At 59.5% G+C, this 17,506-nt stretch carries 15 protein-coding genes; 12 read left to right on the top strand and 3 right to left on the bottom strand.

Going from position 1 to position 17,506, the window contains the following annotated elements:
* Positions 1 to 149 precede the first annotated feature (149 nt).
* The gene (clpA, locus tag AC07W7_RS24915; RefSeq protein WP_070995983.1) at positions 150 to 2,420 is read right to left on the bottom strand and encodes an ATP-dependent Clp protease ATP-binding subunit ClpA; all 2,271 of its coding nucleotides are present in this window, start codon (positions 2,418 to 2,420) and stop codon (positions 150 to 152) included.
* A 29-nt stretch (positions 2,421 to 2,449) separates the two neighbouring features.
* Positions 2,450 to 2,818 carry an ATP-dependent Clp protease adapter ClpS gene (clpS, locus tag AC07W7_RS24910; protein ID WP_029293391.1) on the bottom strand — a complete coding sequence of 123 codons (369 nt, stop codon included), beginning with the start codon at positions 2,816 to 2,818 and terminating at the stop codon, positions 2,450 to 2,452.
* 224 nt (positions 2,819 to 3,042) lie between these two features.
* On the opposite strand from clpS, the gene cspD reads away from it, so the two are divergent.
* A complete protein-coding gene (cspD, locus tag AC07W7_RS24905; RefSeq protein ID WP_076963821.1) occupies positions 3,043 to 3,339 on the top strand; it encodes a cold shock domain-containing protein CspD in 297 nt (98 codons plus the stop codon).
* A gap of 78 nt (positions 3,340 to 3,417) precedes the next feature.
* Here the strand turns inward: cspD and icd are convergent, their stop codons facing one another.
* Positions 3,418 to 4,674, bottom strand: a complete 1,257-nt coding sequence (gene icd / locus AC07W7_RS24900; RefSeq protein WP_076963861.1) for an NADP-dependent isocitrate dehydrogenase — start codon at positions 4,672 to 4,674, stop codon at positions 3,418 to 3,420.
* A 495-nt stretch (positions 4,675 to 5,169) separates the two neighbouring features.
* On the opposite strand from icd, the gene AC07W7_RS24895 reads away from it, so the two are divergent.
* The 11 genes from AC07W7_RS24895 to AC07W7_RS24845 all read left to right on the top strand — a co-directional run bounded on the left by AC07W7_RS24895 (position 5,170) and on the right by AC07W7_RS24845 (position 17,502).
* A complete protein-coding gene (locus AC07W7_RS24895; protein WP_495040303.1) occupies positions 5,170 to 7,395 on the top strand; it encodes an NADP-dependent isocitrate dehydrogenase in 2,226 nt (741 codons plus the stop codon).
* A gap of 216 nt (positions 7,396 to 7,611) precedes the next feature.
* Positions 7,612 to 8,058: an NUDIX hydrolase gene (locus AC07W7_RS24890; RefSeq protein ID WP_076963816.1), complete on the top strand. Its 447-nt coding sequence runs from the start codon at positions 7,612 to 7,614 to the stop codon at positions 8,056 to 8,058.
* Positions 8,059 to 8,117: 59 nt separating this feature from the next.
* Positions 8,118 to 9,242, top strand: a complete 1,125-nt coding sequence (mnmA, locus tag AC07W7_RS24885; protein WP_099169379.1) for a tRNA 2-thiouridine(34) synthase MnmA — start codon at positions 8,118 to 8,120, stop codon at positions 9,240 to 9,242.
* Positions 9,239 to 9,862 carry a high frequency lysogenization protein HflD gene (gene hflD / locus AC07W7_RS24880; protein ID WP_076963814.1) on the top strand — a complete coding sequence of 208 codons (624 nt, stop codon included), beginning with the start codon at positions 9,239 to 9,241 and terminating at the stop codon, positions 9,860 to 9,862. The genes mnmA and hflD overlap by 4 nt, the downstream gene beginning before the upstream one ends.
* A gap of 125 nt (positions 9,863 to 9,987) precedes the next feature.
* The gene (purB, locus tag AC07W7_RS24875; RefSeq protein WP_076963813.1) at positions 9,988 to 11,358 is read left to right on the top strand and encodes an adenylosuccinate lyase; all 1,371 of its coding nucleotides are present in this window, start codon (positions 9,988 to 9,990) and stop codon (positions 11,356 to 11,358) included.
* An 84-nt stretch (positions 11,359 to 11,442) separates the two neighbouring features.
* Positions 11,443 to 12,612, top strand: coding sequence for a ribosomal protein uL16 3-hydroxylase (locus AC07W7_RS24870; RefSeq protein WP_076963812.1), 1,170 nt, complete (start codon positions 11,443 to 11,445; stop codon positions 12,610 to 12,612).
* Positions 12,605 to 13,027 (top strand): GNAT family N-acetyltransferase, encoded by a 423-nt coding sequence (locus tag AC07W7_RS24865; RefSeq protein ID WP_029293368.1) that lies wholly within the window; start codon positions 12,605 to 12,607, stop codon positions 13,025 to 13,027. Before AC07W7_RS24870 ends, AC07W7_RS24865 begins: the two co-directional genes overlap by 8 nt.
* Positions 13,028 to 13,265: 238 nt before the next feature.
* On the top strand, positions 13,266 to 14,006 hold the full coding sequence (locus AC07W7_RS24860) for a secretin N-terminal domain-containing protein (RefSeq protein WP_076963810.1): 741 nt from the start codon (positions 13,266 to 13,268) through the stop codon (positions 14,004 to 14,006).
* A 480-nt stretch (positions 14,007 to 14,486) separates the two neighbouring features.
* Entirely contained in the window at positions 14,487 to 15,812 is a 1,326-nt protein-coding gene (gene aceA / locus AC07W7_RS24855; protein WP_003219577.1) for an isocitrate lyase, read from the top strand.
* A gap of 591 nt (positions 15,813 to 16,403) precedes the next feature.
* Positions 16,404 to 16,817: an NADH-quinone oxidoreductase subunit A gene (locus AC07W7_RS24850; protein ID WP_003219575.1), complete on the top strand. Its 414-nt coding sequence runs from the start codon at positions 16,404 to 16,406 to the stop codon at positions 16,815 to 16,817.
* 10 nt (positions 16,818 to 16,827) lie between these two features.
* On the top strand, positions 16,828 to 17,502 hold the full coding sequence (locus AC07W7_RS24845) for a NuoB/complex I 20 kDa subunit family protein (RefSeq protein WP_012724951.1): 675 nt from the start codon (positions 16,828 to 16,830) through the stop codon (positions 17,500 to 17,502).
* Positions 17,503 to 17,506: the final 4 nt, after the last annotated feature.

The raw sequence follows: 17,506 nt of genomic DNA, 5'->3' as shown, positions 1-17,506 counted from the left end.
GTGGAGAAGAGACAGGTGTCAGCCAACAGGCCTGTGACTGACACTCCGCTATCGCAGGCAAGCCAGCTCCCACATTTGATCTTCATTGACTGGGATTTGGCGGGCAGCAAAAAGGCGCCTTTCGGCGCCTTTTCTATTGCTGTCAAGCATCAGGCCATTTCGGCCGTGGTCTCGAACTCGAAGGTCAGCTCGCCGTCCTTCAAGTCGATATGCACCACGCCACCATGGTCGGAAAGCTCGCCAAACAGGATCTCTTCGGCCAGTGGCCGCTTGATCTTGTCCTGGATCAGGCGCGCCATTGGGCGGGCGCCCATTGCCGCGTCGTAGCCGCCCTCGGCGATCCAGCTGCGTGCCGCTTCCGTCACCTCCAGCTGCACACGCTTGTCTTCCAACTGCGCCTGCAGCTCGGTAAGGAACTTGTCCACCACGCTCTTGATCACCTCATGGCTGAGGCGACCAAACTGGATAATGGTGTCCAGGCGGTTACGGAATTCCGGCGTGAAGCTCTTCTTGATCACTTCCATCGCATCGGAAGAGTGATCCTGATGAGTAAAGCCAATGGAAGCCCGCGCGGCCGTCTCGGCACCGGCGTTGGTGGTCATGATCACGATGACGTTGCGGAAGTCCGCCTTGCGCCCGTTGTTGTCGGTCAGGGTCCCGTGGTCCATGACCTGCAGCAGCAGGTTGAAGACTTCCGGGTGGGCCTTTTCGATTTCATCGAGCAGCAGTACGCAATGCGGCTGCTTGGTGATCGCCTCGGTCAACAGGCCGCCCTGGTCGAACCCGACATAGCCCGGAGGCGCACCGATCAGGCGCGACACGGTATGCCGCTCCATGTATTCGGACATGTCGAACCGCACCAGCTCAATGCCCATGGCCTTGGCCAACTGCCGCGCCGCTTCGGTCTTGCCGACGCCGGTAGGGCCGGCGAACAGGAACGAACCCACCGGCTTATCCGGCGACTTGAGGCCGGCCCGGGATAGCTTGATCGCCGTCGACAGCGAATCAATCGCCGCATCCTGGCCAAACACCGTCAGCTTGAGGTCGCGCTCCAGGTTACGCAGCAGCTCCTTGTCGGAACTGGTGACGTGTTTTGGCGGAATTCGCGCAATTTTCGCCACGATATCCTCGACCTGCGCCACTTCAATGCGCTTCACCCGCTTCTCGACCGGCTGCAGGCGCTGGTAAGCCCCCGCTTCGTCGATCACATCGATGGCCTTGTCCGGCATATGCCGGTCATTGATGTAGCGCGACGCCAGCTCAGCGGCCGCACGCAACGCCTCATCGCTGTACTCGATGCCGTGGTGCGCCTCGAAACGCCCTTTGAGCCCACGCAGGATACCAATGGTGTCTTCGACCGACGGCTCGGACACATCGACTTTCTGGAAGCGACGCGCCAGGGCACGGTCTTTCTCGAAGATCCCGCGAAACTCCTGGAACGTGGTCGAGCCGATGCAACGGATATCCCCCGAAGACAACAACGGCTTGAGCAGGTTGGACGCATCCATCACCCCACCGGAAGCCGCACCGGCGCCAATGATCGTGTGGATCTCATCAATGAACAGGATCGCCTGCGGACGCTTTTTCAGCTCGCCAAGCAATGCCTTGAAACGCTTTTCAAAGTCACCACGGTACTTGGTCCCGGCGAGCAACGCGCCCAGGTCAAGGGAGTACACAACGCTATTGGCCAGCAGGTCAGGCACCTGGTTATCAACAATGCGCTTGGCCAGGCCTTCGGCAATCGCGGTCTTGCCCACGCCTGCCTCGCCCACCAGCAGCGGGTTGTTCTTGCGACGGCGCGCGAGGATCTGCGCAACACGCTCAACTTCCATCTCGCGCCCCACCAGCGGGTCGATCCGCCCCTGGCGCGCCAGTTCGTTGAGATTGCTGGCGTAGGCATCCAGCGGGTTGCTTGAAGAAGAAGACTCACCGCCCTCGTCGTCCTGCATATCCTGCTCACCCTCGGAGTGATCGCCATGCCCTGGCACTTTCGAGATGCCATGGGCGATGTAGTTGACGACATCGATACGCGCCACGCTCTGCTGCTTGAGCAGGAACACTGCCTGGCTTTCCTGCTCGCTGAAGATGGCAACCAATACATTGGCGCCGGTCACTTCACGTTTGCCGGAGCTCTGCACATGGAACACGGCGCGCTGCAACACCCGCTGGAAGCCCAGGGTTGGCTGGGTCTCACGGTCCTCGTCATGCACGGGGATCAGTGGCGTGGTGGAGTCGATGAACTCCTGCAGGTCATGCTTGAGCTTGTCGAGGTTGGCGCCACACGCACGCAGAACCGTGGCGGCAGCTTCGTTATCCAAAAGTGCCAGCAGCAGGTGCTCGACGGTCATGAATTCATGACGCTTCGAGCGGGCCTCCTTGAAGGCAAGATTGAGGGTGACTTCGAGCTCGCGGTTTAACATAGCTTCACCTCATACCCAAGTGGTCGGCGTTAACCGTCCTTCTCGATTTCACAGAGTAGCGGATGCTGGCTTTCCCTGGCGTACTGGTTGACCTGCATGGCCTTTGTCTCGGCGATGTCACGGGTAAACACTCCACATACTGCCCGTCCTTCTGTATGAACGGCCAGCATTACCTTGGTCGCCAACTCGCGGTTCAGATTAAAAAACACCTCGAGTACTTCGACGACGAAATCCATCGGCGTGTAGTCATCATTGAACAAAACCACCTTGTACATCGGTGGTGCCTGTAAAGCAGGCTTGGCCTCCTGAACAGCGATGCCTGCAGAACCGTCATCGTCTTCTAGATGATCCGGGCGATCCTGATTGAATGTTAGTCGAATCTGGCTGAATGCATGCATGGAAAGAAAGGTTCGTCAGTTGTGCATTTACAGTGATGGGGGCGACCTGTCAGAAATTCAACTCCGACCGACTGGTCACCTTGACTATCGGCAAAACGGTGTTACAACCAATAGAACCCACAGTGGGTAAAAAAGGTCCGCGCAGTCAACCTTATTTATTCGGGTTAGGACGGATAAACTGGATGATACTCCAGTGATGGAGTCTGGTGCAGAGGGATATGGGTATGTCTGGCGTCAAGATCAGTGGCAAGGTCAAATGGTTCAATAATGCCAAGGGCTACGGTTTCATTAATGAAGACGGCAAGGAAGAAGACCTTTTTGCGCATTACTCGGCGATCACCATGGAGGGTTACAAAACGCTGAAAGCAGGCCAACTGGTGACCTTTGAAGTCATCCAGGGCCCCAAGGGCCTGCATGCTGTCGAAATTTGTGCAGCAACGGCTCCGCCTGGAAAATCCCACGAAGACAAGCACGACAAGGCAGACAACTGCGCTCATTCCAAAAAGAAGCAAACGGCCTGATCAGCCACTGAGTAGCAACCCTGCAAAAAAAACGGCCATCCCGAGCAATCAGGATGGCCGTTTTTTATAGCTTTGGACTTACATATGCGAAATCAACGCATCGCCGAAGCCCGACGACGACACCAGCTTGGCGCCCTCCATCAAGCGCTCGAAGTCATAGGTCACGGTCTTGGCCGAAATCGCCCCGTTGGTGCCCTTGATGATCAGGTCAGCCGCTTCGGTCCAGCCCATATGGCGCAGCATCATTTCCGCCGACAGGATCAGTGAACCCGGGTTGACCTGGTCCTTGCCGGCATATTTTGGTGCCGTGCCGTGGGTGGCTTCAAACATGGCCACGGTGTCAGACAGGTTGGCGCCCGGTGCAATACCGATGCCCCCCACTTCTGCCGCCAGGGCGTCGGACAGGTAGTCGCCGTTGAGGTTCAGGGTGGCGATCACATCGTATTCGGCCGGACGCAGCAGGATCTGCTGGAGCATGGCGTCGGCAATCGCATCCTTGACCACCACATTGCGGCCGGTGCGCGGGTTCTTGAACTGCATCCACGGCCCGCCATCGAGCAGGGTCGCACCGAACTCTTCGGCCGCCACTTCGTAGGCCCACTCCTTGAAGGCACCTTCGGTGAACTTCATGATGTTGCCTTTGTGCACGATGGTCAGCGACTCACGGTCGTTATCCACCACATATTGCAGGGCCTTGCGCGCCAGGCGCTTGGTGCCCTCCTTGGAAACCGGCTTGACGCCAATCCCGCAATCCTGGTCGAAACGGATCTTGGTGACGCCCATTTCCTCTTTGAGGAACTTGATGACCTTGATGGCTTCCGGCGAACCGGCCTTCCACTCGATGCCGGCGTAAATATCCTCGGAGTTCTCACGGAAGATGGTCATGTCCACATCGCCAGGCTTCTTGACCGGGCTTGGCACACCTTCAAACCAACGCACCGGGCGCAGGCAGACATACAGGTCCAGCTGCTGGCGCAGGGCCACGTTCAGCGAGCGGATACCGCCCCCGACCGGCGTGGTCAGCGGGCCCTTGATGGAAACCACGTAATCCTTGACCGCGTCCAGGGTTTCCTGGGGCAGCCAGGTGTCCTGGTCGTAAACCTGAGTGGCCTTCTCGCCGGCATACACCTCCATCCAGGAGATTTTGCGCTTGCCGCCGTAGGCCTTGTTAACAGCTGCATCGACCACCTTGATCATCACCGGGCTGATGTCGACGCCAATACCGTCACCTTCGATGAAAGGGATGATCGGGTTGTCAGGAACATTGAGAGAATGGTCTGCGTTGACGGTGATTTTGTCGCCGACTGCCGGAACCTGAATCTTCTTGTATCCCATGCTGAACTCCGTTTGTGGATTGAACATCTGGCTGTGCCCGAGCCTACTCCAGTTGAATGTGGACTGGAACCTTGCGCCCGGCACATTTGCTGCGAAAAACCTAGATTTAGTGGTCTACAACCTTGAAACAAAAGGGAAAAACGCCAAACTTGAGCACTACGTGCGACTTTAGGCGCAATCCGGTCCCTGCGACCTTTAGACCAATGGACGACCCACCTTTTGTATGAAGGCTCGGCGTAAGCATAGCGACCTATGTATAATGCCGCCGCTGACCAAAGAGTCACGATGGCCGACCGCTCTATATCGAGCACCTGCGCCTGAAAAAGCCGGGCTGCCACCGTAGCCCACCCGCTTGACGCTCGACTGATGCAACCCAACATCACCGCGAAGAAACATCGACATTCGGCTCATGGATGACTTTGAACGAACGCGCTTTACCCGGCGCATCTCGAGTTTCCGCGCACGCTTTTAGCAAAGAAGAGAGTTAATCCGAATATGCCCACCCGCTCGAAGATCATCTATACCTTCACCGACGAAGCCCCAGCCCTCGCCACCTATTCACTGCTGCCTATCGTAGAGGCCTTCACCGCTTCCGCTGATATTGAAGTGGAAACCCGCGATATCTCCCTCGCAGGGCGCATCCTCGCAAGCTTCCCCGAGCAACTGGGCACCAAGGCCGTTGCGGACCACCTCGCCGAACTGGGCGCCCTGGCCGTAACCCCTGAAGCCAATATCATCAAGCTGCCCAACATCAGCGCCTCGACCCCGCAGCTGCAAGCCGCGATCAAGGAACTGCAGGCCCAGGGCTACGCCCTGCCGGACTACCCGGAAACCGTAACCACCGACGCGGAAAAAGAAACCCGTGCACGTTACGACAAGGTCAAGGGCAGCGCCGTGAACCCGGTCCTGCGCGAAGGCAACTCCGACCGCCGCGCGCCCCTGTCGGTCAAGAACTACGCCCGCAAGCACCCGCACAAAATGGGCGCCTGGGCCGCTGACTCCAAGTCCCACGTGGCTCACATGAGCAACGGCGACTTCTACGGCAGCGAAAAAGCCGTACAGATCGAAGCGGCCGATGCTGTCAAAATCGAGCTGGTCGGCAAGGATGGCAGCACCACCGTCCTGAAAGAAAAGACCAGCGCACTGGCCGGCGAAATCCTCGACAGCGCCGTGCTGAGCAAGAACGCCCTGCGCGCGTTCATTGCCGCAGAAATCGAAGACGCCAAGCAACAGGGCGTGCTGCTGTCGGTTCACCTCAAAGCCACCATGATGAAGGTCTCCGACCCGATCATGTTCGGCCAGATCGTTGCCGAGTTCTATAAAGACGCCCTGGCCAAGCACGCGACCGTGCTGGAACAGATCGGCTTCAACCTGAACAACGGCATCGGCGACCTGTACGCCCGCATCAAGGCCCTGCCGGCCGACCAGCAAGCGCAGATCGAAGCCGACATCCAGGCGGTCTACGCCGCTCGCCCATCGCTTGCGATGGTCAACTCCGACAAAGGCATCACCAACCTGCACGTGCCGAGCGACGTGATCGTCGACGCCTCGATGCCAGCCATGATCCGTGATTCCGGCAAGATGTGGGGCACTGACGGTCAGTTGCACGACACCAAGGCCGTGATCCCGGACCGCTGCTACGCCACCATCTACCAGGCGGTCATCGAAGACTGCAAGGCCCATGGCGCCTTCGACCCTACCACCATGGGCAGCGTGCCAAACGTTGGCCTGATGGCGAAGAAGGCCGAAGAGTATGGCTCCCACGACAAGACGTTCCAGATCAAGGCTGACGGCGTCGTCCGCGTCACCGACAGCAAGGGCAAGCTGCTGATGGAACAGTCGGTTGAAGCAGGCGATATCTTCCGCATGTGCCAGACCAAAGACGCGCCGATCCAGGACTGGGTCAAACTGGCCGTCAACCGCGCCCGCGCCAGCAACACCCCGGCCATTTTCTGGCTGGACCCACTGCGCGCCCACGACGGCGTCGTGGTCGAGAAAGTCCAGGCCTACCTGAAAGACCACAACACCGAAGGCCTGGACATCCGCATCATGTCGCCGGTCGACGCGATGAAGTTCACCCTGGAACGCACCCGCAAGGGCCTGGACACCATCTCGGTGACCGGCAACGTACTGCGCGACTACCTGACTGACCTGTTCCCGATCATGGAACTGGGCACCAGCGCCAAGATGCTGTCGATCGTACCGCTGATGAACGGTGGCGGCCTGTTTGAAACCGGCGCTGGCGGTTCGGCGCCAAAGCACGTGCAGCAACTGCTGGAAGAAAACTTCCTGCGCTGGGACTCCCTGGGCGAATTCCTGGCCCTGGCAGCCTCCCTTGAGCATTTGGGTGTGAACTACAACAACCCGAAAGCCCTGGTACTGTCCAAGACCCTGGACCAGGCCACCGGCCAGTTCCTCGACAACAACAAATCGCCATCGCGCAAAGTCGGCAACATCGACAACCGCGGCAGCCACTTCTACCTGGCACTGTACTGGGCCCAGGCCCTGGCCGCCCAGACTGAAGATACCGCGCTGCAAGGGCAATTCGCTCAACTGGCAAAAACCCTGGCCGAGAACGAAGCAACCATCGTTGCCGAACTCAACGCCGTACAGGGCAAGCCAGTGGACATCGGCGGCTACTACGCACCGAATCCTGAGCTAACCAGCAAGGCTATGCGCCCGAGTGCTACGCTCAATGCTGCGATTGCTGCGTTGAAGTAATGCTGTAAGGATGCAAAAAAAACCCGGCCCCGCGCCGGGGTTTCTCTTTGTGCCCAGCACCGTTTTCAATGAAGAAACCCAAGCAAATGTGGGAGCTGGCTTGCCTGCGATAGCAGTCTGCCATCCGTTACAGATGTAGCTGAGTCACCGCCATCGCAGGCAAGCCAGCTCCCACACTGATTGGGTTCCACCAGCCACCCCGGAGTCGAAGCCGCTATGACCTGGCAACCCCACATCACCGTCGCCACCATCGTCGAAGACAATGGCCGCTTCCTCATGGTCGAAGAGCTCAAGGGCGGCCGCGCCGTGCTCAACCAGCCTGCCGGCCATCTCGACCCGCACGAAACCCTGACCGAAGCCGCCGTGCGCGAAACCCTTGAAGAAACCGGCTGGGACGTCGAAGCCACCGGTGTCGTCGGCCTCTACCTATATACCGCCCCCAGCAATGGCGTGACCTACCAGCGGGTCTGCTTCATTGCCAAAGCCCTGCAACACCACCCGGACTATCAGCTCGACGAAGGTATCGTGCGCGCCCGCTGGCTGAGCCGTGACGAGCTGATGGCCCTGCGCGACGACTGGCGCAGCGAGTTGATCATTCGCTGTATCGATGATTATCTGGCCGGTCACTGCCACAGTCTCGAATTGATCCGCCCTTCTCTTTAGCCTTGCGGGCTCGGGCCTGCTAGAATCGCGTCCTTTTTCAAGACACCCGTTGAAATCCTATGCGTGATCCAGCCCCTTCTGACACACAAAAGAAGCGCGTCATCGTCGGTATGTCCGGCGGCGTGGATTCTTCCGTTTCCGCCGTTCTGCTCATGGAGCAGGGTTATGAGGTGGAAGGCCTGTTCATGAAGAACTGGGAGGAAGACGATGGAACGGAATACTGCACCGCCATGGACGACCTGGCCGACGCCCAGGCCGTGTGCGACAAGATTGGCATCAAGCTGCACACCGCCAACTTCGCCGCCGAGTACTGGGACAATGTGTTCGAGCACTTCCTGGCCGAATACAAGGCCGGCCGCACGCCGAACCCGGACATCCTGTGCAACCGCGAAATCAAGTTCAAGGCGTTCCTCGATTACGCCATGATCCTCGGCGCCGACCTGATTGCCACTGGCCACTATGTGCGCCGTCGCGATATCGAGGGCCACACCGAATTGCTCAAGGGCCTGGACCCGAACAAGGACCAGAGCTACTTCCTGCACGCCGTGGGCGGTGAACAGATCGCCAAGACCCTGTTCCCGGTAGGTGAGCTGGAAAAACCCGAAGTGCGCAAGATCGCCGAGAAACACGGCCTGGCCACCGCCAAGAAGAAGGACTCCACGGGGATCTGCTTTATTGGCGAGCGCCGCTTCAGTGACTTTCTCAAGCAGTATCTGCCGGCACAGCCGGGCGAGATCAAGACCACCGAAGGCGAAGTCATCGGCCGTCACCACGGCCTGATGTACCACACCATCGGCCAGCGCCAGGGCCTGGGCATCGGCGGCCTGAAAGACGCCGGTGACGAGCCGTGGTACGTGCTGGTCAAGGACCTGGCAAATAACGTGCTGATCGTCGGCCAGGGCAACGAGCATCCGCTGTTGTTCTCCGGTGCGCTGCTGGCCTCGGAGATCTATTGGGTCAACCCGATCGACCTGAGCAGCCCGCGCCGTCTGACCGCCAAGGTGCGCTACCGCCAGAGCGACCAGCCCTGCACCCTGGAAAAGACCGCCAATGGCTACCGCGCCACGTTCGATGACCCGCAACGCGCGGTCACGCCCGGCCAGTCCGTGGTGTTCTACGACGGTGAGATCTGCCTGGGAGGCGGCGTGATTGAAGTCGCCGAACCCTGGAGCACTCCGGCATGAGCCCGACCCAGGAGCAATTGACGGCACTGGGCGGTGTATTTCTCGCCGCCGTGCTGGTGGACAAGATCGCCAAGACCGGCCAGGTGACCGAGGCCGGCATGACCTGCATGCTCGGCAGCCTGCTGGTGGTCGACCCGAAGGACACCCTGGACGTGTACGGCGGCGATGACCTGAGCCTGCGCGAAGGTTATCGCGCCCTGATCGGCGCCCTGGAGCGCGACCCGAGCACCCTGCAGCGCGAGCCACTGCGCTATGCCTTGTCGATGCTCGGTCTTGAGCGGCAACTGGCCAAGCGCGACGACCTGCTGGAAACCATCGGCAAGCGCCTGCCGCAGATCCAGTCCCAGGTCGAGCACTTCGGCCCGGCCCACGAGAACGTGATCGCCGCCTGTGGCGCTTTGTACCAGGACACCTTGAGCACCTTGCGCCAGCGGATCCAGGTCCACGGCGACATGCGCAACCTGCAACAGCCCAACAACGCCTCGAAAATCCGCGCCCTGCTGCTGGCCGGTATTCGTTCGGCGCGGTTGTGGCGGCAGTTGGGTGGTCATCGTTGGCAGTTGGTCATCAGCCGTCGCAAATTGCTCAAAGAGCTTTACCCGTTGATGCGCAACGAATAAGTCGCAGCCACGGGCCATTTTCAAGCCGTTACGCGTAATACGCCGGTCAGTTGGCAACGGACCGGCGGATTTTTTCATGTATGATACGCGCCCCATTTCGTTGCCCGACTGTCCGAGAACACCCCATGCAGCTCTCTTCGCTCACTGCGGTTTCCCCTGTTGACGGCCGCTACGCCGGCAAAACCCAGGCCCTGCGCCCTATTTTCAGCGAATACGGCCTGATCCGTGCTCGTGTACTGGTTGAAGTGCGCTGGCTCCAGCGCCTGGCCGCTCACCCCGCCATCAGCGAAGTGCCGGCGTTCTCCGCCGAGGCTAACGTTGTACTGAACACCCTGGCGGAAAACTTCTCCCTGGAGCACGCCGAGCGTGTGAAAGAGATCGAGCGCACCACCAACCACGACGTCAAGGCCATCGAGTACCTGCTCAAAGAGCAAGCGGCCAAGCTGCCGGAACTGGCCCAGGTCAGCGAGTTCATCCACTTTGCCTGCACCAGCGAGGACATCAACAACCTGTCCCACGCCCTGATGCTGCGCGAAGGCCGTGATGACGTGATGCTGCCCCTGATGCGCCAGACCGCCAACGCCATCCGCGAACTGGCCATCCGCTTCGCCGACGTGCCGATGCTGTCGCGCACCCACGGCCAGCCGGCCTCGCCGACCACCCTGGGCAAAGAACTGGCCAACGTGGTGTACCGCCTGGAGCGCCAGATCGCGCAAGTGGCCGCCGTGCCATTGCTGGGCAAGATCAACGGCGCCGTGGGCAACTACAACGCCCACCTGTCGGCCTACCCTGAGATCGACTGGGAAGCCAACGCCCGCGCCTTCATCGAAGACGAGCTGGGCCTGGGCTTCAACCCGTACACCACGCAGATCGAACCCCACGACTACATCGCCGAGCTGTTCGACGCCATTGCGCGCTTCAACACCATCCTGATCGACTTCGATCGCGATATCTGGGGCTACATCTCCCTGGGCTACTTCAAACAGCGCACCATCGCGGGCGAAATCGGCTCGTCGACCATGCCGCACAAAGTCAACCCGATCGACTTTGAAAACTCCGAAGGCAACCTGGGCATCGCCAACGCCTTGTTCCAGCACCTGGCCAGCAAGTTGCCGATCTCCCGCTGGCAGCGCGACCTGACCGACTCCACCGTACTGCGCAACCTCGGCGTGGGCTTTGCCCATAGCGTGATCGCGTACGAAGCCAGCCTCAAAGGCATCAGCAAACTGGAACTCAACGCGCAGAAAATCGCCGCTGACCTGGACGCTTGCTGGGAAGTCCTGGCCGAGCCGATCCAGACGGTGATGCGTCGCTACAACATCGAAAACCCGTACGAAAAGCTGAAAGAGTTGACACGCGGCAAGGGCATCAGCCCCGAGGCGCTGCAAACTTTCATCGACGGCCTGGACATGCCAGCCGCGGCCAAGGCCGAGCTGAAACTGCTGACCCCGGCCAACTACATCGGCAACGCTGTAGACCAAGCCAAACGCATCTGATTGCGGCTTGACCCCTTGAGACGCCCGGCAGCGCCGGGCGTTTTTATTCCCGTCTGAAAAGTGCTTTTTTTCAATAGGTTACACATGAATCCTGATATTCCTCTTCAACTTCTGGGCGGCATCACGGCACGGGAATTCCTGCGCGACTACTGGCAGAAAAAACCGCTGCTGATCCGCCAAGCCATCCCTGATTTCGAAAGCCCGATCGATGCCGACGAACTGGCCGGCCTGGCGCTGGAAGAAGAAGTCGAGTCGCGCCTGGTGATCGAGCACGGCGAGCGCCCATGGGAACTGCGCCGCGGCCCGTTTGCCGAAGACGCCTTCAGCACCCTGCCCGAGCGCGAGTGGACCCTGCTGGTGCAGGCGGTCGACCAGTTCGTACCGGAAGTGGCCGAGCTGCTGGAGCAGTTCCGCTTCCTGCCAAGCTGGCGCATCGACGACGTGATGATCAGCTTTGCCGCCCCCGGTGGCAGCGTAGGTCCGCACTTCGATAACTACGACGTGTTCCTGCTGCAAGCCCAGGGCAAGCGCAACTGGAAGATCGGCCAGATGTGCAGCTCGGAAAGCCCACTGCTGCAACACGCTGACCTGCGCATCCTCGCCGAATTCGAGGAGAGCGCCGAATGGGTCCTGGAACCGGGTGACATGCTCTACCTGCCGCCGCGCCTGGCGCACTTCGGCATCGCTGAAGATGACTGCATGACCTACTCGGTTGGCTTCCGTGCACCAAGCGCGGCCGAAGTGCTGACCCACTTCACCGACTTCCTCAGCCAGTACCTGACGGATGAAGAGCGCTACACCGACGCCGACGCCCAGCCCGTCAGCGACCCGCACCAGATCCAGAGCGACGCCCTCGACCGCCTGAAAAGCCTGCTGGCCGAGCACATGAGCGACGAGCGCATGCTGCTGACCTGGTTCGGCCAGTTCATGACCGAGCCGCGCTACCCGGAACTGGTCGCCGGCCCCGAAGAATTGGCGCAGGATGAAGTCATCAGCAGCCTGGAAGACGGTGCAGTACTGATCCGCAACCCAAGCGCGCGCCTGGCCTGGTCGGAAGTGGACGACGACGTACTGCTGTTCGCCAGCGGCCAGAGCCGTTACCTGCCGGGCAAACTGCGCGAACTGCTGAAGATGATCTGCGCTGCCGATGCCCTGCACGTGGACAATCTGGGTCCGTGGCTGGCCGATGAAGATGGCCGCGACCTGCTGTGCGAACTGGTCAAGCAAGGAAGCCTGGGGTTTGCCGATGAATAAAATTCACGTAAGTGTCGCGGACTGGCAAAAGGATATCGCCGAGATTCGGCGCATTCGTGAAGCGGTGTTTATCGCTGAACAATCGGTCCCGCCTGAGCTGGAATGGGACGCAGACGACGCCGGGGCCATGCATTTCCTCGCGTTTGAAGGCGACTTTCCCATTGGCACCGCTCGCTTGCTGCCCAGCGGCGAGATCGGTCGCGTGTCGGTCCTCAAGGACTGGCGCGGGCTGAAAGTCGGCGACAAGCTGATGGAAGCGGTGATTGGCGAGGCCGAGAAACGCGGCCAGACCCGGCAGTTCCTCAGCGCGCAGGTGTATGCCGCGCCGTTTTATGAGCGACTGGGCTTCAAGATCGTCAGCGGAGAATTCCTGGAAGTCGGGATTCCCCATGTTGATATGGAACGCGAGGGTTGATTTAAGACCGTGGCGCGTCCATCGCAGGCAAGCCAGCGCCCATATTTGACCACATATGTCTTGAGCAACGCGGTCGGTGTGGGAGCTGGCTTGCCTGCGATGACCATATCAGCAACACCCCAAAAGGCCCTGCCATCCCCCGATGCCAGGGCCTTTTGCCGTCTACGATTCAACTTGCGCCCCGCCAGGCCGATAAACTGGCACCATCAAGCCCAAATGACTTGCAGAGATCACGGACATGTCCCTACGCACCCTAGTCGCCAGCCTGCTCATGACCGTCAGCTTTTCGGCAATGGCGGCCACCGAAGTCGTCCCCCTGAACAACCGCACCAGCGCCGACCTGCTACCCGTGGCGCAGAATTTCATTGGCAAGGACGGCACGGTCAGCGCCTACGGCAATCAATTGATCGTCAATGCCGAGCCGGACAAGATCCAGGGCTTGCGCGCCCTGCTCGCACAGCTGGACACCCCCTCCAAACGCTTGCTGATCACCGTCGACACCAACGAGAACAACCAGCAAACCAATAGCCACATCATCACCTACAGCACCGAAAGCCGAGACGGCGGGATCCAGCAGATCCAGGCCAGCGAAGGCGTACCTGCGCTGATCCAGGTCGGTCAGAGCGTGCCATTGACCACCACCCAGCCCGATGCCTATGGTCGCCCGCAAAACCAGACCCAGTACCGCAACGTCACCCAGGGCTTTTACGTCACGGCCAGCGTCACCGGCGAGACCGTACACCTGAGCATCAGCACCAATCGTGACCGTATGAGCCAGGAACGTCCCGATGTAGTGAATGTGCAAAGTACCGACACAACCGTCAGCGGGCGCCTGGGCGAGTGGATCACCCTGGCCGGTATCAATCGCCAGACCCAAGCCGACAAACAGGGCGCAACCCGCAGCTACTCGACCCAGGGCCGGGATGACCTGACACTGAGGGTCAAAGTCGAGACCTTGAACTCAAGCACCAAAAACTGACTGATTAGTCGTATTAGACCAAAGATGTAGTGCCACAAAAAAAGCACTACAAAACATTTGACGATCCAAAAAAGCATGGGCATGATGGCCTCGCTCCCGCTAATCAGGGGCCCTGGCAAGGGCCTTCGGATCGTCGCTCCAAGCTACCCACCCGAGCCGATTCGTGTCTGTACCGCCCACAAGGCGTGTTTGACGAGGTTGCGACTGGAACGAAGTTGTCCCGAGGGACGGAAGCTAACCAGGTAACCCGGCAACACACTGATGGATCGTACCAAGGCCCACGACGCCCGAAGACTGTTCTCGGTTCGCCTCTACCTGCTCACTTTCTCCCTTGAGCCCATCGTTCATCCCGTCGCCTTCCCCGCCAAGCCCAACTTGACCGCCTAAGCTTCTGGTCAGCGAGCAGCCAATCCCACGCACTGAATACGTGGCTGGCAAACGGAATTTTCCACCCAGACCTATGCGACGAGGTTTTTCCCCATGGCACTGACACGCGAACAGCAAATTGCAGCCCTTGAAAAAGACTGGGCTGAAAACCCACGCTGGAAAGGCGTGACTCGCGCTTACTCCGCTGCTGACGTCGTCCGCCTGCGCGGCTCGGTTCAACCTGAGCACACCTTTGCAAAACTGGGCGCCGAGAAGCTGTGGAAGCTGGTTACCCAGGGCGCCAAGCCGTCCTTCCGCCCCGAGAAAGATTTCGTCAACTGCATGGGCGCCCTGACCGGCGGCCAGGCTGTGCAACAGGTCAAGGCCGGTATCCAGGCAATCTACCTGTCCGGCTGGCAAGTGGCGGCGGACAACAACTCCGCCGAGTCCATGTACCCTGACCAATCGCTGTACCCGGTGGACTCCGTACCAACCGTGGTCAAGCGCATCAACAACTCGTTCCGCCGCGCCGACCAGATCCAGTGGAAAGCCGGCAAAGGTCCGGGCGACGAAGGCTACATCGACTACTTCGCGCCAATCGTGGCTGACGCCGAAGCCGGTTTCGGTGGCGTCCTGAACGCCTACGAGTTGATGAAGAGCATGATCGAGGCAGGCGCTGCCGGCGTGCACTTTGAAGACCAACTGGCGTCCGTGAAAAAATGCGGCCACATGGGCGGCAAGGTACTGGTTCCGACCCAGGAAGCCGTACAGAAGCTGACCGCTGCCCGCCTGGCCGCTGACGTGGCCGGCACGCCGACCATCATCCTGGCCCGTACCGATGCCAACGCCGCTGACCTGCTGACCTCGGACTGCGACCCGTACGACCAGCCGTTCGTGACTGGCGAGCGCACCCAGGAAGGTTTCTACAAGGTGCGTGCAGGCCTGGACCAAGCCATTGCCCGTGGCCTGGCCTACGCACCGTACGCCGACCTGATCTGGTGCGAAACCGCCAAGCCAGACCTGGACGAAGCCCGTCGCTTCGCCGAGGCGATCAAGAAGGAATACCCGGACCAACTGCTGTCCTACAACTGCTCGCCTTCCTTCAACTGGAAGAAAAACCTGGACGACGCGACTATCGCCAAGTTCCAGCGCGAACTGTCCGCCATGGGCTACAAGCACCAGTTCATCACCCTGGCCGGCATTCACAACATGTGGCACAGCATGTTCAACCTGGCGCACGACTACGCCCGCAACGACATGACGGCCTACGTGAAGCTGCAGGAGCAGGAATTCGCTGACGCCGCCAAAGGCTACACCTTTGTGGCGCACCAGCAGGAGGTGGGCACTGGCTACTTCGACGACATGACCACCGTGATCCAGGGCGGCACCTCGTCCGTGACCGCGCTGACCGGCTCGACCGAAGAAGAACAGTTCCACTAAGTCGCTGAGTACACGGCCATTGCGGGCCCGATAGAAAGCTAACCGCAGTGCCGCACGATCTGACGCCCCGACTGGTTCGGGGCGTTTTTTATCCTGAAAAAATCTCTCCTGACCCAGCGAAGATCAAAATGTGGGAGTGGGCTTGCTCCCACAATGAAAATGCGCTCAGCCTGATGTTTTTGCGCAAAACCTTGATCCAGGGCGGTATTCGCTTAGGAAAAATCCGTTAAAAGTTGCGCGCTGGCAACTTGCGCCAAACGGGCAAGTAACAACAACTTTCCCCGCGACGCACCCAACACCCGCTTAAAACTCTCGCAAACAATATTCATTATCATTTAGAGCAATAAAACTTCGTTACACCCTAAACAAAACACAATTGATTAAAATCAAGCTAATGCCCGCAGCGTCTGGGCTACAGCCCCATAAAGGTGCACTATGTCCTTATTTCAGCGAATAATTTAGCTACGGGAATTTTACTTGCTAGGTGTTTAGCCATAAAATCACCCTGATTGATTGCGCTGCGACATATCGTCACTGCGCCGTTACTTTTTCGAGCTCAGAGACCTTTGCTCTCTGTTAAGGATTTCCAGCATGACCGAAGCGACAGGACTCATGGCCCACAACTGGGGCTTTGCCATTTTCCTCCTCGGTGTTGTCGGCCTCTGCGCCTTCATGCTCGGTGTTTCCAGCCTCCTTGGGTCAAAAGCCTGGGGCCGCAGCAAAAACGAACCGTTCGAGTCCGGCATGCTACCTACAGGTGGCGCCCGCTTGCGGCTCTCAGCCAAATTCTATCTGGTCGCGATGCTGTTCGTGATCTTCGATATCGAAGCCCTCTTTCTCTTTGCCTGGTCTGTGTCCGTCCGCGAAAGCGGCTGGACCGGATTCGTCGAAGCTCTCGTTTTCATAGCAATTCTGTTGGCAGGTCTTGTCTACCTGTTCCGAGTAGGCGCCCTTGACTGGGCTCCAGAAGCTCGTCGCAAGCGGCAAGCGAAGCTGAAACAATGAGGCTTTGGCGATGCAATACAATCTCACCAGGATCGACCCGGATGCTCCTAACGATCAGTACCCCATCGGCGAACGGGAAACCGTCTCCGATCCGTTAGAAGACCAAGTCCACAAAAACATCTACATGGGCAAGCTGGAAGACGTGCTGAGTGGCGCGGTCAACTGGGGGCGCAAGAATTCCCTGTGGCCGTACAACTTCGGCCTTTCGTGCTGCTACGTGGAAATGACCACCGCCTTCACGGCGCCCCACGACATCGCGCGCTTTGGCGCCGAGGTTATCCGGGCATCGCCGCGCCAGGCGGATTTCATGGTTATCGCCGGCACCTGCTTTATCAAGATGGCGCCGATCATCCAGCGTCTCTACGAGCAAATGCTCGAGCCGAAGTGGGTTATCTCCATGGGTTCGTGCGCCAACTCCGGTGGCATGTACGACATCTACTCCGTGGTCCAGGGGGTGGACAAGTTCCTGCCCGTGGACGTCTACGTGCCTGGCTGCCCGCCCCGCCCAGAAGCATTCCTGCAAGGCTTGATGCTGCTGCAGGAGTCGATTGGCAAGGAGCGTCGCCCACTGTCCTGGGTCGTCGGCGATCAAGGCGTGTACCGCGCCGAGATGCCTTCGCAAAAGGAACAGCGCCGCGAACAGCGAATCGCAGTCACCAACCTGCGCAGCCCCGACGAAGTCTGATCCA

This window comes from Pseudomonas sp. GW821-FHT01D09, assembly GCF_059422465.1.
The sequence above is the reverse complement of the archived record's forward strand: the minus strand, read 5'-3'. Positions and strand labels throughout refer to the sequence as shown.

Excerpts from the sequence above, each read along its gene's own strand:
- clpA (WP_070995983.1), bottom strand. The coding sequence starts at position 2,420 with ATGTTAAACCGCGAGCTCGAAGTCACCCTCAATCTTGCCTTCAAGGAG.
- clpS (WP_029293391.1), bottom strand. The coding sequence starts at position 2,818 with ATGCATGCATTCAGCCAGATTCGACTAACATTCAATCAGGATCGCCCG.
- cspD (WP_076963821.1), top strand. The coding sequence starts at position 3,043 with ATGTCTGGCGTCAAGATCAGTGGCAAGGTCAAATGGTTCAATAATGCC.
- icd (WP_076963861.1), bottom strand. The coding sequence starts at position 4,674 with ATGGGATACAAGAAGATTCAGGTTCCGGCAGTCGGCGACAAAATCACC.
- AC07W7_RS24895 (WP_495040303.1), top strand. The coding sequence starts at position 5,170 with ATGCCCACCCGCTCGAAGATCATCTATACCTTCACCGACGAAGCCCCA.
- AC07W7_RS24890 (WP_076963816.1), top strand. The coding sequence starts at position 7,612 with ATGACCTGGCAACCCCACATCACCGTCGCCACCATCGTCGAAGACAAT.
- mnmA (WP_099169379.1), top strand. The coding sequence starts at position 8,118 with ATGCGTGATCCAGCCCCTTCTGACACACAAAAGAAGCGCGTCATCGTC.
- hflD (WP_076963814.1), top strand. The coding sequence starts at position 9,239 with ATGAGCCCGACCCAGGAGCAATTGACGGCACTGGGCGGTGTATTTCTC.
- purB (WP_076963813.1), top strand. The coding sequence starts at position 9,988 with ATGCAGCTCTCTTCGCTCACTGCGGTTTCCCCTGTTGACGGCCGCTAC.
- AC07W7_RS24870 (WP_076963812.1), top strand. The coding sequence starts at position 11,443 with ATGAATCCTGATATTCCTCTTCAACTTCTGGGCGGCATCACGGCACGG.
- AC07W7_RS24865 (WP_029293368.1), top strand. The coding sequence starts at position 12,605 with ATGAATAAAATTCACGTAAGTGTCGCGGACTGGCAAAAGGATATCGCC.
- AC07W7_RS24860 (WP_076963810.1), top strand. The coding sequence starts at position 13,266 with ATGTCCCTACGCACCCTAGTCGCCAGCCTGCTCATGACCGTCAGCTTT.
- aceA (WP_003219577.1), top strand. The coding sequence starts at position 14,487 with ATGGCACTGACACGCGAACAGCAAATTGCAGCCCTTGAAAAAGACTGG.
- AC07W7_RS24850 (WP_003219575.1), top strand. The coding sequence starts at position 16,404 with ATGACCGAAGCGACAGGACTCATGGCCCACAACTGGGGCTTTGCCATT.
- AC07W7_RS24845 (WP_012724951.1), top strand. The coding sequence starts at position 16,828 with ATGCAATACAATCTCACCAGGATCGACCCGGATGCTCCTAACGATCAG.